The organism is [Actinomadura] parvosata subsp. kistnae, assembly GCF_900323885.1.
Taxonomy (GTDB): Bacteria; Actinomycetota; Actinomycetes; order Streptosporangiales; family Streptosporangiaceae; genus Nonomuraea; species Nonomuraea composti.
In genome coordinates this window covers 1,671,620-1,685,690 of sequence record NZ_OOHJ01000018.1, presented here as the reverse complement: position 1 = coordinate 1,685,690, position 14,071 = coordinate 1,671,620, and the positions used below count along the sequence as shown (strand labels likewise).

Sequence of the window (14,071 nt, the reverse complement as noted above, 5' to 3'; positions counted from 1 at the left end):
GCCGCGGTTGAAGGCCGGGATGCCGCCCGAAAGGATGGCACGGTGAGCCAGTACTACCAGGTCGGTGAGCACGTCCTGTGGAACCCCTCGAACGGGGTCTCCGCGCTGTTCCTGCGGACCGCCCAGGCTCTCGCGCCGGAGACGGGCCTGCCGACCGGGCTCGGGCCGATGGAGAACGACGAATGCCAGGTCGACCTGCCGGTTTTCACCGCGTTCGTGGGCGCGCTGGTCGATCGCTACGAGCGTTCGAATCATCCGATCCTGCACGCCCTCATGGAGGGCTTCATCGCCACGGCGCTGGTGCTCGTCCAGCGCGCCGAGGCGGAGCTGATCCGATCGGGCGGCCGGCGGGACGTGCGGGTGAGCAGGCCTTTCGGGGGAGGTGCCGGGCGGTGGGCGGAGCTCACGGCGCGGCACGCCCGCGCGATGCCCCGTTGAACGCAGGCTGCGCGCACTCCACGACGTCGTCCCGCAACCCCAGCCGCCCCTCGTAAAGGGCCACCTTGTGGGTGATCAGCTTCAGGCATTCGTCGAGTTCGTGCATTTGTGCGAGCACCCGTTCCCGATGCTCGCGCAACACCGCCAGCCGCTCCGCCTCGTTCCCCTGCCCGGCCCGCACCAGCTCGGTGTAGCGCCGGATGTCGGTCAGCGGCATGCCGGAGGCCCGCAGCCGGATGCACACGCCCAGCCAGTCGACGTCATCCTCGCTGTAGACGCGATGACCTGCGCTTCCCCGCCGTACCGGCTGGGCCAGCAGCCCCTCCCGCTCGTAGAAGCGGAGCGTGTGGACGCTGAGCCCGGTGCGCTCGGCGACCTGGCCGATGCTCATCCCCGACATGCCGCCCAGTTTGACTTAGAGCCGACTCTAGAATCTACGGTTCCGAAGTATGAGATATCGCATCCTGGGTGGCACCGGTATCGAGGTCAGCGCGTACTGCCTCGGCACGATGATGTTCGGCGCGGCCGGCAACCCCGACCACGACGACAGCATCCGCATCATCCACGCCGCCCTCGACCAGGGCATCAACTTCGTCGACACCGCGGACATGTACTCGGCGGGCGAGTCCGAGGAGATCGTGGGCAAGGCGCTGCGCGGCCGGCGGGACGACGTGGTGCTCGCGACCAAGGTGCACTTCCCGATGGGGGAGGGGCCCAACCGGGGCGGCAACTCGCGGCGCTGGATCGTCCGGGAGGTCGAGTCGAGCCTGAAGCGGCTGGGCACCGACTGGATCGACCTCTACCAGATCCACCGCCCCGACCACCGGACCGACATCGAGGAAACCCTCGCCACGCTGACCGACCTGGTGCGCCAGGGCAAGATCCGCGCGTTCGGCAGCTCGGCCTTCCCCGCGCACGAGACGGTCGAGGCGTACCACGTGGCCCGGCAGCGCGGCCTGTACCGCTTCCGCACCGAGCAGCCGCCGTACAACATCCTGGCCCGCGGCATCGAGGGCGACGTGCTGCCCACCGCGCAGCGGCTCGGCATGGGCGTGCTCACCTACAGCCCGCTGGGCTGGGGCTTCCTGACCGGCCGCTACCGCAAGGGGCAGCAGATCGACCTGTCCCAGGGCCGCGCCGCGCGAGCCCCCGAGCGCTTCGACCCGTCCATCCCCGTCAACGCCGCCAAGCTCGACGTCGTCGAGGAGCTGGTGAAACTGGCGGACGAACTCGGCCGCACCCTGCCGGAGCTGGCCATCGCCTTCGCCGCATCACACCCGGCGGTCACCTCGGTCATCCTCGGCCCGCGCACGATGGAGCAGCTGGAGGGCCTGCTGAAGGGGGCGTCGCTGGTGCTCGACGACGCCGTCCTCGACCGGATCGACGAGCTCGTCCCGCCCGGCACCAACGTCTACCACCCCGTCGGCCTCTGGAGCCCCGCCCCGCTGACCGACCCGGCCCTGCGCCGCCGCCCCCTCGGCGACCGCGCCGCGACCTGATCAGAAGTACTGCGAGGTCAGGTCGGTGGTCGGCCAGGACGACACGGTCCCCTTGTTCATGTCGTCCACCTTGTTCATGTCGTCGTCGATCCCTTCGAAGTCGAGCGGACCGCTCTCCTCGCGCTGGTTGAACAGCAGGGCGTAGCCGAACCCGTTCTGCGGCCGCGCGAGGTGGGTGAACGTGCCGGGCATCAAGCCGCTGTGCGAGTGACCTGCCGGCACCACCGGCCGCCCCCGTACCAGGAGCCGTACTCGTTGACGCCGATCTCCGGCTTGGCCACCAGCTTCGCGACCGACGCCGAACTCAGCACCGTCCCCGGCCGGTCGAACGCCGACGTCCACCGCACCAGATCCACCGTGGTTTCTTATCAGCCGTCTGCGCGCTCCTAATCCACGACGAATCGGTGCGATCTACTGCCCGGAACCGAACATCCGCCGGAACCGCTCCATGACTTGCTGCGCGTCCGCCTCGCTGATCTCGATCAGGTCTTGGCTGGCCTCGCCGCGGCGCCAGTCGTCGATGGAGTCGCTCTCGTGCCACTGAAGATCCTTGTGCAGCGCCTCGTCCACGATCCCGCCGCCTGGGAGGATGCGTCGTCGCGCCAACCCGCTGGGTGCGTCCGGGGTATCTTCGGAGAACACCATCGCGTAGTAGGTCACCTTTTCGTCCACGGTGTCATCCTCCCTCGACTATGGCGGGGATGCGATCGGCACCTGGCGGGACGGGGACGGCCTCGAAGATCTGCTCCTCGTACTTCTCGAGGAGCTTCCTGTCCTCCGGGGTAAGGTTGCGCTTGAACTCGTATATCTCGTGCGTGACCTCCTTCGCCCACAGGCTCTCGGGTGTGTGTATCTGCAGTTCGAAGAGCTGCCCGTCAGGTCCGCGCCATCGAGTGTTGACCCCCTTGTACCTACGGTGGTCGCCCCATGAGGGCTTCTGCTGGACCAGCTTGAAGCCTTGCCGCTCCATCGCCGCCTTGACGTCCGCGACCCCCTTCACATAGCGGGTGTCGTCGAAGGTGAAGGTGTAGCGGATGCTGTCGTGGACCTTGTCCTTGATCAGGCTTTCGGGTGTTCTGGTTGGGAACTCGTCGGTGAGCTTGGCGAGCTTCTCCTTGAAGCGGTCGGATCCCTTGAGGACGTGGTCGGGGAACCCTGCCATCTCGGCACGCACGTCTGCTGCGGCGGCCTTGACGCCACGGGAGATCTGCGGCTCCGCGGCTCGCGCTCGTACGAGTGCCTGATCCGCCATGGCGTTGACGCGCGGGTCCAACTCGACTCCTTTCCACTTCCAGCCGCCCTCAGGTGTGATCCGTGGTGGAGCGACTTGCTTGCCGACCCTCGCCTTCGCCTTTTCGAGCAGCCTCGTGATCTTTTCAAGAGCACGTGGAACTCTGCTCGCTGCCGATGCCCCGCTCGCCCCGCCCGCCGTGGCGGCGCTCGCCAGGAGATCCGGTAATAGCCGGCCGAAGGCACGATCAGGGTTGGTGGCCCAGGTGTCCCAGTCCACGATGGCCTTGAGCGTCTCCAGCGGGTTCCGGATGCCGTAGAGGACGCCGCGGGCGCTGTCCTCCATTTGGTGCTGCCAGCCGTCCGGGTCGATGGTCTTGCGCGCCGGCGAGGTCTCCCACAACCACCTCATGAACCCGGTCGTGGATTCCCAGGCGCCCTTGGCCACCTCGGCTGCCTGGTTGCCGGAGTTCTGGTCGAAGTCGAAGGCGGACCGGATGCCTTGCCCGAGCCGGTCCCAGAAGCCGCCGACAGTGGGGAGCGGCTTGCCGGGAGCGAATATCTCGGAGTTCACGAAGACCGGCTGCCCGGGCTGGACCGCCGGGTCGTGGGCCACGATGCGTTCCAGGAGCACGACACGGCGGTGAATGTCGGGGATCTGTTGTCCGGCCCAGCCGGCGATCTGCCGGATGATGTCCGCCTGCGTGGTGGCGAGGCCTGCATGACGCAGGAGATTCCACAACTCGCCGCCCACGGAGTCGAGCGCGGTCTCCGCGTTGCTCAACTCGCTCTCCAGCACTTCGACGCCGTCGGGCACCATGCCGTCGATGTCCACGGTCTTACTCCGGTGTCCGGGCCAGCAAGTAACGGAACTCGTCGACGGCGGCCGCGCATGCCTTCATCAGCGCTTGTCGTTGTGCGGCCAAATCTCTGCCGAACCTGTTGGCGGCCGGGCCTGTCCAGACCGGTTGTCCCATCAACCGCACTGCTCGGTCCAGGCTGCCCTTGATCTGGCCGGTCAGGTCCTCGGCCCGACGTAGTGCCTGCTCTATCTCATCGCGCGTCATTCCGGCATTTCCTGAGGACTGCGGGAGATTGCCGCTGCCCGCGGAGCGGGCGGGTGGCGAAGGAACATCTTCTGCTGCGTTGCCCTCATCCGGGATCCCTCAAATCGTTGGAGGATGTCGTCCCTGAGATCACCGCGACGATAAGGGGCGAGGTGGATGGCGTCGCGGAGAAGTACCGAACCGGCATGAGGGACTGAAGGCCCGAGCCGGCGACCCGTCAGGTGTGGTGATGGCCTAGGTCATTCCAGGTGTTTGCAGCGTGCGTGGCGAAGGGCTGTTCATCTCACCGAGGAGCGGGGTGCCAGTCCTGCTGAAGAAGCACGCCGGCCGGTCCGTCCATGCGGTGGTGAGTGTTTCGGTCTCGCCTGCAGAGGGGATCACGTCGGAAGCAATACGGTGTCATGCCAGGTAGAGGCGGTCTCGGAAGGCGCCGCGCTGCTTCCGTTTGGTGGCCGCCACCTCTTCGATCGCCGCCCACTCGTGCCCATGGACGGCGGCCAGTGCGCGCAGAACTTCGTACACATCGGCGATCTCCTCCGCGACCTCGGCGGGAGCTGCTTCGTTGAGCTCGGTGGCCTCTTCGAACAACTTCGCCAGCAGGGCCTTCCGGTAGTCGGCCTCGTCGAGGACGGTGACGATCGGCTCCCTGCCTGCTTGGCGGATGATGTCCGGAATGTTGTCGCGTACGAGCTTCCCCATGCTTGCCGCCTCCACCTTGTTGCAGCCCCGAATGAGGGTCCTGACCCTATCGAGCCTCGGTGACACTCCAGTGATCGCGAACTACCCTGAAGCGGTCGATATCGCGATCAAGACTGGCATGTACGGATGACTGTGGACTTCTTTCGCGAAGAGCCGACCGCGCGGTCCTCGTGGCGGCTGGCGGTGCTCATGGGCGCCAACTCGCGTACCTACAAGTTCGCTCTGGGGCAGGCGCTGCTGGGCGCCGCCGCCGAGGGGCGTACGGACATCCTCCTTCGCGACCTGGCCGAGCCATACGCCATGAGCCTGGTGGAGCACCTCGCTGAAGCGCCGCAGACGTCATCGAAGACCGTCCCCGGCGGGACGGACTTCCTGACCGTGGCGCAGGAGGAGAGCGCCGAGTCCGTACGGCTCGGCTCGCCGACCGAGAAGCTGCTCGCTGCCGCCATGAAGTCGATGCCGACCATGGTGATGCAGAAGTTCCACAATCTGCGCGGCGATGGGGCTGAAGTGCCGCACCGCTTCTACGAAGTGACCGGTACTTCCCGGGAACGGGTGGTCAAGCTGACGGACCATCTCCGGGCGGTCGCCATGTCCGAGCAGAAGGCCAGCCTGGAGGCGGAGCTGGCCGCGCGGTGGAGCATCGTCGAGACGTCCTTCGCCGCGGGGGTGGGCCGGAGCCTGGTCGAAGAGGGGGTCGCGGTCGACCTGGACACGCTGCTGATCACCGACAAGCAGCGGCGGCGCTCGGTCGCCGGGGTCACCGAGGCTGTGATCGGGTTTCAGCATGGGCGGTGCATCATCTGTGCTCAACTGCTCGTCCCCGGCGTCGATGACGTGGCCGTGGATCATGTGTTCCCGTACTCGTTCAAGCGGCTTCTGCGTGGTGCGGACGTCGACCTGGACGCGATCTGGAACCTCGCCCCGGCGCACAGGGACTGCAACGGGCAGAAGAGCAACCGGCCTCCCACGGAGGGGCAGCTCACCCGGCTCGCACAGAGGAATGAGGCGATCATGCAATCGCCTCATCCGCTGAAGAAGACCCTGCAACTGACCCTGAAGCGCCATGGCTTCGCGGACGGGCGCGTCGGCGAATGGTGGAACTTCATCCAGAGAGTGCGCCGCCATATGGGCTGATTCCGCTCACTGCTGCACGAAATGCCTGCTTCAACGCGTTTCCGATACTTCACACCGCAGCGAGCTGGCTGAGGAGTTTCGCGACGTCGTTCCACTTGGCCACGGCATCAGGCGCCGGAAAGAACGGGTAAGCCGCTGTCAGCGGCTTGCTCGTCAGAGTGCGCAGCGTCGCGAGGCAGGCGTCCGCTAGTTCGTGGCGTCCGCGGTCGCGGAGGGGGTCGAGGTTGATGCACAGGGCCCGGTTCTTCGGGTAGAGCTGCGCGATGCGCAGGTCGTTCCGGCTTGAGACGATGACGCCCGCGGCGGTGTGGGTCAGGGGGAGATCTTCGTCGTCGGCCCACTGCTCCAGCAGGGTCCAGAGGGTGCGGACGTCTTCGTCTGCCTTCTCGCGAAGCTCGCTCAGGCTCGGCCGCGCGACGGCGGACTTGGCGGAGGCGGCCGCGGTGCGTCCGTACACGGCTGGCACGAGGGTGCGCCAGCCGTGATTCTCCGCGACGTACTGCTTGATCTCCACCGCGAGAACCTCCGCAGGGTTCATCTGCTCGTTGAGGAACTCCACAATGCGGCGGAGATCGTCCGGGATGGCGTCGGCGACGAAGACCAGCCGGATCCTGCCCGCACGCAGGTTGTCACCGACCTTGGCGAAGAAGGCCTCCACGGTGGCAGTGTCGTCCTCGCAGAGCTGGGCGATCATCTCCTGGGGGTCCCGGCCGGCCTCGCGCTGCGTCTGCTCGAACAGCTCCTGAAGGCTGAGCACGGGCCAGTAGAGAACGCCGTTGGCGGCGTAGTCGAGCAACTGGCCGACGACCTCGCGGCGGATGCGGCTGTCGCCGGCGCGCTTGACCTCGACCAGGGTGGGGATGCCGTCCTGGTCGACGAAGAGGTGATCGAGGCTCCAGCGTCCGCCGCCACCGTCCCGGTCGGGGACGCCGGCCTCCCGGCGTACCAGCAGCCAGCGGCGCGGATCGCCGGGCGTCATCTGCCCGCCTGCCAGGAGGTCCGGATGGGTGGCGAGCAGTTCCTGGAGAATGTCTTCTGCCTCGTAGGGCGCCGGCCGCATCGCGAGGAGGCGGCCGGACTCGTCGATGTGGAACATTCCGTCGCTGTTCATGGCCGTCCTCCAGCCAGTCGATGGAACCAGGCGTTGCTCGATGGTCAGCTCAGCGGTCCGCGGGGTCGTCGGGCGGCAGTACGAGTTTCGGGAGATCGCGGGCGAGGACGTTGAAGTAGCGCTGCGTCGACCACGACGTCCGATCGCCGATGACGTACAGGCGCCGCTTGGCACGGCTGACGGCGACGTTCAGCAGGTTCGGGCGCTTGGCGGCCCAGGCCTTGGCGCCCGGCCGTTGCGGATCACCGCCCAACACGAGGATGACCACCTTGGCCTCCTTGCCCTGAGCCGTGTGGACGGTTCCCGCCTCCACGCCGGGAAAGCGCCGCGCGACCTGCTGCATCCCGCGGACGACGTCCCGGAACGGGCTGATCACGAAGATGTCCTGCGGCGGGACCTCGTCGCGGGCGAGCCGGGCCAGGATGCGTGCCAGCGCGGCCCCTTCCTCGGGGATCCAGTGCCCGCTGGAGCCGGCTCCGACGACGTCGATCCACACGCTCTCCGGCAGCTCGATCGGCGATTCGGCGTGCTTGCCGTAGACCATGAGCCCGTCGTAGGCGATGGTGTTGGAGATGCCGAACATGGGCTCGTCGCAGCGGCGGTGGACGCGCAGCGGCGCGCCGACCCAGACGGGTGCGTCCTCGCCGGGTAGATAGGTGCCGTACGCGTTCGTGTGATCGGCCAGTTGCTGAACCGAGGTGCGTCCCGGCAGCCAGTGCTCCTCCTGGACGCCGAACGTCCGCCGCAGTGCCTGCTGGGCGGCGAACGGCAGCGTCATCACCGGCTCCAGCTGCAGCGGATCCCCTACGGCCACCACTCGCCGGGACCGCCAGATCGCGCCCGCCGCGAGCTGCGGTGCGGCCTGGCCGGCCTCGTCGATGAACAACCAGCCCAGCGCCTCCCGTGTGAGGTGCGCGAACACGCGATCGAAGGAGGCGAAGGTGGTGGAGATGACCGGGACCAGGAAGAACAGGCTCTGCCACGCTGCCCGTCCGGCCTGCTCCGGCACGCCTGAGGGCACTTCCCCAGTGACGACGTCCATGGCGGCTTGCAGGCTTCTGCGCATCCGCGTCGCTTCTGTCCGGAGGAACGCCTGGTGCAGGCGAAGGGCCTCCGCGAACAGGTCGGTGCGGGCGTGGTTCCAGGCCTCGTCGGTCCACGGCGTGTGCATTTCCCGGTGCTTCTCATCGGTCCACCAGCGCTCGTCCGGGAAGAACCGTCCGAGCCGCTCTCGCTGGACGGCCAGCCGGGACCGGAGCTCGGCCAGCCGGCACCGGGCGGTGTGCGACTCGGCGCGCAGGGAGTCGCGCTCGCGGGTGAGCTGTGCGGCGGCCTGGCGGAGTCCTTCCAGCCGCGCGGTCGCGGTGCCGAGCGCGTGCTCGGCGCTCCGGACGTCGCCTGCCAGGGCGCGGTCCTGCGCGTGCCACTCCCGGGAGGCCTTCCCGAGTGTGAAGAGCGCGGTGACCAGGCTCGGCTGGAACTGCTGGTGCTCCTGGCGGCTGCGTTTGCGTGCGGTGAGTTCCTGCCGCGCCGCCTCCTCAAGACGTTCGGCGTCGTCGATCTCGGTACGGAGGGCGGTGAGGCGTTCCTCCACGACGGTGATCTGCTCGGTCGTCCGGGTGATGATGCGCTGCTGTACGGGCAGGTCCCGCAAGGCGTCGTGGGCGACAGTCCGCTCGCGCCGGAGGGCCTGGACGCGTTCATAGGCGAGGGTGAACGACTCGACGGCCGTCGCCCACGAGTCCGTCACGGTGCTCTGCCAGGTTTCGAAGCTCATCCGCAGGCCGGGCTCGTCGGCGGTGCCGTACCAGGCCTTGCTGACGAACTCCATGCGGTACGACTTCCTGCCCAGCTTGGCGGCCACCAGGCCCCACGCGGGCTCGCCGAGCACCCGGGTCGCCACCTCGTCGAAGTAGGCGGCCTCCCCTCGCCAGAGCGCGTCGATCGCCTTCTGCCCGGGGATCTCGGTCGTGACGTTCTCCACGGCCCCGTTGTTGGCCGAGGTGACCACCATCTCGAAGCCGGTGAGCTCTTCGCGCCACAGGCTCACCACCCGCCGGAATCCGCCTGTCTGCCAGCGCATCTCTCCGGTGAACGCGGCCTCGGTGCTGGGCAGCCTGGACAGGCGCAGTGCGCGCTCCACGACGTTGGCCGCGATCAGATCCCTGAGCATCGTCGTCTTGCCGGTGCCCGGAGGCCCGTTGACGGCGAACAAGCCCGCCCCCGGGGCCAGCTCGGACATGATCGTGTTGACCGCGAACTGCTGGCTCAGCGCGAGCGGCAGGCTCGGCCCCTGAGGCCACCGTCCCGCGGGGACACGTTCGGGCGCCACGTGGTCGAAGACCACCTGCGGCTCCTTGCGCAGGTCCGTACGGGGCGGCTCCGGCATCCGCAGATAGGCGTCCAGGGCAGCGCCATAGGCGCCTGCCCGGACGGCGGAGGCCACGCGTTCGAGATCGTGGATGATGAAGCTGTTCAGGAAGTCGGTGCTGCCGTCGTCGTCATGCTCGCGCCGACGCGATACCCGGGCGCTTCTCATGGCCGCCTACGTGCTGGCCATCGCCGGCGCTGCGGTCGGCATGCGAGACACCGCGCGCTGGCGCCACCGCGTCGTACGCCGCCGTGCCAAGGACAGGGAGTACCGGGTACGCACAACAAAGACTGAGCGCGTAGTCGTCGGCCGCCGCCGCGCCAAGAAGCCCCCGAAACGCAAGACCAAGGTGGAGCGGGGCAATTTCGCGAAGAAGGTCGAGCACCGGATCAACCACTATTTCGCCAAGTACATTCCTCCCGGCATGGACCACGACCAGTGGGAAGCCGAAACGGAGGGCATACGCCGGAGCCTGCGCGACGAGCTCACGGAGGTCTACGGTGAGACCCGAGTCGGAGTCGAGAAGATCGCCTGGCTCATCCGGCACCGGGCGGGCAAGGCCGCCACGCGCCGCAGGCAAGGCATGCTGTGGAGCTACCGCCGGGAACTTGCCACTCCCCTCGGGACGAAAGCGCGGGCGACACTCGGACTGCTCACCCTCGCAGGTGCAGGCGGCTGGGCCGCTGCCGGCATCGTGCCGGTCGAGCCTCGTGCGATCGGCACGATTCTCCTCCTACTGATCGCCGGGTGGTTCTGCGCTCGCACCTGGCTGCGCATCGTCCTGGAGCGTCGCCGGTACGCCGCCGACCGGGCTGAGAACCTCTCGGCCTACCAGAGTGATTTGGAGGCGCTGGCGAGGTGGCGAGCAAGGCTGGAGGACAAGCCTGATGACGAGGAAATGGCAGCCTGGCTGGACTGCGACCGCAAAGTGCTCCTGGAGGAGGCATTGCGGCATTACAGGCTGACCATGAGCGGTGTCATCGCGCACGCCTTCATCGAGGCTCCCGCCCGGGGGAGCGAACGCGCACGGCTGCGTGGAGGTCCGTGGCGCTACACGAAGTACCAGCTCCTGGTCTTCCTCGTCACTGAGGAAGGGGTGCGCCAGTTCACTGTCACCCTCGACTTCTTGAAAGGCGCCTTCCACAACCGGCAGCGGCTCAACTACCGCTTCGAAGCGGTCGCGTCCGTAAGCGTCAAGCAGTCGGACGACGGCGGGCGCGATTTCCAGCTCTCGCTCGTCAACGGCAACGAGATCAGTGTCGAGGTGAACTCGGGGGTGGAAGAACTACAACACGGAGAGCGTCCCGGAGCGGTGTCCGAAGTGTCGCTGGACGCCGCAGGACTGCCTCACACCCTTCATGTCCTGGAAGCGATCGCCGCCGAAGGAAAGAAATGGGTCGATCAGCGGGAGCTACGGACAGGGAATCTCTCGGCCGCTTTGGACAACCCCGAATAGGCGAGATCAAGCATTCGTGCGTGCGGCTTCCTTCGACAGTGACCTGGTGCTTATGAGACCTGGAACTTCGTCGGACACGTGGTTACTCTGCAACAGAGTGTGGTGATCGGTTGCGAAGCGTCACTGGAGGAGCTGGAGGTCCAGTGGAACAGCGTGACGCGCAAAGCCTTGCCGACATCCTGTCGGTCGCGCCATGGATGGAGCTCGAAAAGTATGTCGACCACCTGAGGGACCGGGTCGATGTGGCCGTTCTGGCCTCACACGCGCGGCGTGAGCAGCTCCGTGCCGAGATATTGGCGGAGAATCCGGATTTAAGCGCCCAGATCCGCCGGCCGTCGCCTGAGAAGATGCAATGGGCCAAGCATCTCCTGGGCACCGGGATCGTCGCCGCCTCCGATGGGACGCTCGCCGCCGTACCCCTCCTGAGCGGTACGAAGGTCCAGGTGGGCGTGGTGATCGTTACCAATACCGGCGAATCCGTCGGGCTCGTGACGAGGGTGTTCGAGCACGAGCTGACCAGCACTGGTGACACGGCCAGGGAGTTCTTCGACAATCTCCGCAAGGTGCACGGCACCTCCAACCTGGCCAGCCGCGCCCTCATGCTCTTCGGCGAACGCAAGCTCCTGCTTGCGCAAGAGGCCGACTGGCGGATGATCCACGGGGAACTGGTTCCCTTCGAACTCCGTACGGGCGTGGGGCATCCGCGGGAGAACCTGCCGCCCGTCTTCGAACTCGTCCGCCACTACATCAAGGACCAGCGGTTCATCGCGGTCAGCGAAAGCCCCGAGGACCTGGACGTTCTCAACGCCGGCATCGTCCTGGAGCCGGGGGAGTTCATCGAGTTGCGGACGCTGGCCGACGACCTCACCGGTTTCCTGGACGGCGATGAGGGGGCAGGGACGACCAAGGCGGGGTTCAACAACCTGGACCGCGCCAGGTTCCGGGCCTTCATCGCAGAGGTGGGGCCGGAAGTCACCATTCTGCTCATCAAGGCCGGGCACCGTCCGTTTCTGCTGGAGTGCCACCGGGAGCGGGTCGAGGAGGCGGCGGCGCTCTTCCTCGCCGACGCGCTCTGGACGCGTGGCCTGCCGGACACCGGCGCGCCTGTGACCGCGCGCGGCTTTCCGTTCCACATCGACCTCGCCGACAACGTGGCCCGCACGATGTTCAAGGGCGGGGAGTTCCGGACGTTCGTCGAAACGCGCTTGATGGAACTCGGGGTGGAGCACGGACTCACCGATCTGGACCCACGGAGGACACGAGGATGAGCTCGGACACCGAGGTCGAAGCCGAGGCCGAAGAACCGCTGGAAGAGCCGGAAGACCAGCACGACGCGCCTGCCCCCACAGACCAGGAGATTCCCGCTGAAGAACTCGAGGCGACCAAGGCCAGCCTCGCCCGCTCGCTGATCACGCTCGGTTTCGTCGCCTTCGATGGGCCTGGGACGGACAACACCAGCAGCGGCGTCATGGTCTCCGAACAACTGCGCCGCCATTTCCGCCGCGACGCCTACGTAGGCGTCAACGACACCGAACAAGGCATCACCTTCCTGGGACGCGTCGTCGAAGGCCCCTTCCACAGCCCGCACGAGATCGGCCCCGACTCGGCCATCAGCCGCACCACCCTGCTCCATCCAGAACGCACCCAGTTCCGGCCCACCTATTACGCCGCAGGCACGATCGAGATTCTCGGCGAGGTCACCCCTTCGGAGAACGTGCTCCCCACCTCGACCCGCCCCCGGCCGTACTCCCAGGTATTCATCTATCCCAGCGACCGGCTACGCCGGATGCTGGGCATCGAAGGGGACATGCAACTGGGCTCGCTGCTCGGCTACGACGACGTGAGAGTCGAGGTTGATTCGGCGAACAAGGGGTTCCTGCCGCGTAACGCAGGCATCTTCGGCACTGTGGGATCGGGCAAGTCCAACACCACGCAGGTGCTGATGGAGGAGGCCATTCGGGCCGGCTGGGCGGTGGTCGCCATCGACGTCGAGGGCGAGTACGTACGGATGGACCAGGGGAACGACGAGCCGCACCTCGCGCGCCTGCTGGAGGAACGTTTCGACGAGCGGCGTCCGCGCGGCATCCCGGACTTCCGGGTGTACGTGCCCAACGCCGGTATGACCGATGCGCCCAACCCTCTGCCCTTCAAGGTGCCGATCGCCGACGTGCCCGAGGAAATCGTCGCAGACGTGCTCGAATTCACCGAACCCCAGGTGAGAATGTGGGGAGCCATCACGGGCCAGGCCCGGCGCAATGCGGAGAGGGCCTCCCGGCCGGCCAGGATGGGCGCCCTCGCCGCTCCGGCACCGCCTCCTCCTGCCCGTCCGTACGACCTCAGCGACCTGATCGACGGCTTGCAGGAGGACCCGACCACGGGCGGCATGCCCCTGCTCTCGCCGAAACTCCTCTCCACGGAGAAGGCCACCGCGTCCACCTTGCGGAACAAGCTGTACAAGCTCGGTAGGTCCGAGATGCTCGACTGGGGGCCCACGAGGAACACCCCGTACCTGGACGTGGACGAGCTGCTCGTCAAGCGGCGCCTGAGCGTCTTCGACGTGAGCGAGACCAACGACAGCGCCCGCAACATCGCCATCTCCTTCCTGCTGCAGGCCCTGTTCGACCGGGTGATCGCGGTCGCTCGTGGCGAACCCATCGGCAAGGACGGCCGGCCGCGTCCACCGGTGCTGGTGGTGATCGAAGAGGTGCACACGTTCGTCTCCCGAGCCAGTGCGGGCCGGATGCGCGCGGTGCTGGACCAACTGCAGGTCATCAGCCGTCGTGGCCGCAAGCGGTGGATGGGCCTGGTGCTGGTGTCACAGCAGCCCGGGCATGTGCCGGAGGAATTGTTCGAGCTGGCGAACACGCGGTTCATCCATCAGCTCAAGTCGGCCGGTAACCTCGCCCCGGTACGCGCCACCACGGGCGGCGTGCACGAGGCGCTGTGGTCGACGGTTCCCGCGCTGGGGCAGGGGCAATGCCTGCTGACGGGCTCGGTGTTCCGCAACCCGGTCTTCGTACAGATGCGTCCGGCGCGTTCCCGGCGCATGCACACGGCATAACG

General features: G+C 67.3%; 15 protein-coding genes. 6 read left to right on the top strand and 9 right to left on the bottom strand.

The annotated features are described in order from the left end of the window. The first annotated feature begins 42 nt into the window (after positions 1 to 42). Positions 43 to 438 (top strand): DUF6086 family protein, encoded by a 396-nt coding sequence (locus KIS93_RS27795; protein WP_080044921.1) that lies wholly within the window; start codon positions 43 to 45, stop codon positions 436 to 438. Here KIS93_RS27795 and KIS93_RS27790 read toward each other — a convergent pair. Further along, a complete protein-coding gene (locus KIS93_RS27790) occupies positions 404 to 829 on the bottom strand; it encodes a MerR family transcriptional regulator (RefSeq protein ID WP_080044922.1) in 426 nt (141 codons plus the stop codon). The two genes, KIS93_RS27795 and KIS93_RS27790, sit on opposite strands and share 35 nt — an antisense overlap. A gap of 58 nt (positions 830 to 887) precedes the next feature. Here KIS93_RS27790 and KIS93_RS27785 point away from each other — a divergent pair, with 58 nt between their 5' ends. Next, the gene (locus tag KIS93_RS27785; RefSeq protein ID WP_080044923.1) at positions 888 to 1,937 is read left to right on the top strand and encodes an aldo/keto reductase; all 1,050 of its coding nucleotides are present in this window, start codon (positions 888 to 890) and stop codon (positions 1,935 to 1,937) included. Here KIS93_RS27785 and KIS93_RS27780 read toward each other — a convergent pair whose 3' ends face one another. From KIS93_RS27780 to KIS93_RS27755, 6 genes are all read right to left on the bottom strand, one after another. After that, positions 1,938 to 2,129, bottom strand: coding sequence for a hypothetical protein (locus tag KIS93_RS27780; RefSeq protein WP_186404478.1), 192 nt, complete (start codon positions 2,127 to 2,129; stop codon positions 1,938 to 1,940). Continuing rightward, complete coding sequence (locus KIS93_RS27775; protein WP_186404477.1) at positions 2,129 to 2,293, bottom strand: hypothetical protein; 165 nt, start codon at positions 2,291 to 2,293, stop codon at positions 2,129 to 2,131. The genes KIS93_RS27780 and KIS93_RS27775 overlap by 1 nt, the downstream gene beginning before the upstream one ends. Before the next feature lie 55 nt (positions 2,294 to 2,348). Then, positions 2,349 to 2,609 carry a hypothetical protein gene (locus tag KIS93_RS27770; RefSeq protein ID WP_080044924.1) on the bottom strand — a complete coding sequence of 87 codons (261 nt, stop codon included), beginning with the start codon at positions 2,607 to 2,609 and terminating at the stop codon, positions 2,349 to 2,351. 4 nt (positions 2,610 to 2,613) lie between these two features. Next, positions 2,614 to 4,002 carry a hypothetical protein gene (locus tag KIS93_RS27765; RefSeq protein ID WP_080044925.1) on the bottom strand — a complete coding sequence of 463 codons (1,389 nt, stop codon included), beginning with the start codon at positions 4,000 to 4,002 and terminating at the stop codon, positions 2,614 to 2,616. Between the two features lie 4 nt (positions 4,003 to 4,006). Continuing rightward, entirely contained in the window at positions 4,007 to 4,234 is a 228-nt protein-coding gene (locus tag KIS93_RS27760; RefSeq protein ID WP_080044926.1) for a hypothetical protein, read from the bottom strand. A gap of 399 nt (positions 4,235 to 4,633) precedes the next feature. Beyond that, positions 4,634 to 4,933, bottom strand: coding sequence for a nucleoside triphosphate pyrophosphohydrolase (locus KIS93_RS27755; RefSeq protein ID WP_080044927.1), 300 nt, complete (start codon positions 4,931 to 4,933; stop codon positions 4,634 to 4,636). Positions 4,934 to 5,059: 126 nt separating this feature from the next. On the opposite strand from KIS93_RS27755, the gene KIS93_RS27750 reads away from it, so the two are divergent. After that, complete coding sequence (locus KIS93_RS27750; RefSeq protein ID WP_080044928.1) at positions 5,060 to 6,070, top strand: HNH endonuclease family protein; 1,011 nt, start codon at positions 5,060 to 5,062, stop codon at positions 6,068 to 6,070. Between the two features lie 49 nt (positions 6,071 to 6,119). On the opposite strand, the gene KIS93_RS27745 is transcribed toward KIS93_RS27750, so the two are convergent. Both KIS93_RS27745 and KIS93_RS27740 read right to left on the bottom strand, forming a co-directional pair. Then, positions 6,120 to 7,181 carry a PDDEXK family nuclease gene (locus KIS93_RS27745; protein ID WP_155128989.1) on the bottom strand — a complete coding sequence of 354 codons (1,062 nt, stop codon included), beginning with the start codon at positions 7,179 to 7,181 and terminating at the stop codon, positions 6,120 to 6,122. 49 nt (positions 7,182 to 7,230) lie between these two features. Beyond that, a complete protein-coding gene (locus KIS93_RS27740; protein ID WP_080044930.1) occupies positions 7,231 to 9,720 on the bottom strand; it encodes a DEAD/DEAH box helicase in 2,490 nt (829 codons plus the stop codon). On the opposite strand from KIS93_RS27740, the gene KIS93_RS27735 reads away from it, so the two are divergent. From KIS93_RS27735 to KIS93_RS27725, 3 genes are all read left to right on the top strand, one after another. Then, positions 9,719 to 11,008 carry a hypothetical protein gene (locus tag KIS93_RS27735; RefSeq protein WP_080044931.1) on the top strand — a complete coding sequence of 430 codons (1,290 nt, stop codon included), beginning with the start codon at positions 9,719 to 9,721 and terminating at the stop codon, positions 11,006 to 11,008. The two genes, KIS93_RS27740 and KIS93_RS27735, sit on opposite strands and share 2 nt — an antisense overlap. 143 nt (positions 11,009 to 11,151) lie before the next feature. Next, a complete protein-coding gene (locus KIS93_RS27730) occupies positions 11,152 to 12,276 on the top strand; it encodes a hypothetical protein (protein WP_080044932.1) in 1,125 nt (374 codons plus the stop codon). Next, positions 12,273 to 14,069, top strand: coding sequence for an ATP-binding protein (locus KIS93_RS27725; protein ID WP_080044933.1), 1,797 nt, complete (start codon positions 12,273 to 12,275; stop codon positions 14,067 to 14,069). Before KIS93_RS27730 ends, KIS93_RS27725 begins: the two co-directional genes overlap by 4 nt. Positions 14,070 to 14,071: the final 2 nt, after the last annotated feature.

What these genes read in the sequence shown, in the direction of transcription:
- KIS93_RS27790 (WP_080044922.1), bottom strand. Translation starts at nt 829, where the DNA reads ATGAGCATCGGCCAGGTCGCCGAGCGCACCGGGCTCAGCGTCCACACG.
- KIS93_RS27785 (WP_080044923.1), top strand. Translation starts at nt 888, where the DNA reads ATGAGATATCGCATCCTGGGTGGCACCGGTATCGAGGTCAGCGCGTAC.
- KIS93_RS27780 (WP_186404478.1), bottom strand. Translation starts at nt 2,129, where the DNA reads ATGCCCGGCACGTTCACCCACCTCGCGCGGCCGCAGAACGGGTTCGGC.
- KIS93_RS27760 (WP_080044926.1), bottom strand. Translation starts at nt 4,234, where the DNA reads ATGACGCGCGATGAGATAGAGCAGGCACTACGTCGGGCCGAGGACCTG.
- KIS93_RS27755 (WP_080044927.1), bottom strand. Translation starts at nt 4,933, where the DNA reads ATGGGGAAGCTCGTACGCGACAACATTCCGGACATCATCCGCCAAGCA.
- KIS93_RS27750 (WP_080044928.1), top strand. Translation starts at nt 5,060, where the DNA reads ATGACTGTGGACTTCTTTCGCGAAGAGCCGACCGCGCGGTCCTCGTGG.
- KIS93_RS27745 (WP_155128989.1), bottom strand. Translation starts at nt 7,181, where the DNA reads ATGAACAGCGACGGAATGTTCCACATCGACGAGTCCGGCCGCCTCCTC.
- KIS93_RS27735 (WP_080044931.1), top strand. Translation starts at nt 9,719, where the DNA reads ATGGCCGCCTACGTGCTGGCCATCGCCGGCGCTGCGGTCGGCATGCGA.
- KIS93_RS27740 (WP_080044930.1), bottom strand. Translation starts at nt 9,720, where the DNA reads ATGAGAAGCGCCCGGGTATCGCGTCGGCGCGAGCATGACGACGACGGC.
- KIS93_RS27725 (WP_080044933.1), top strand. Translation starts at nt 12,273, where the DNA reads ATGAGCTCGGACACCGAGGTCGAAGCCGAGGCCGAAGAACCGCTGGAA.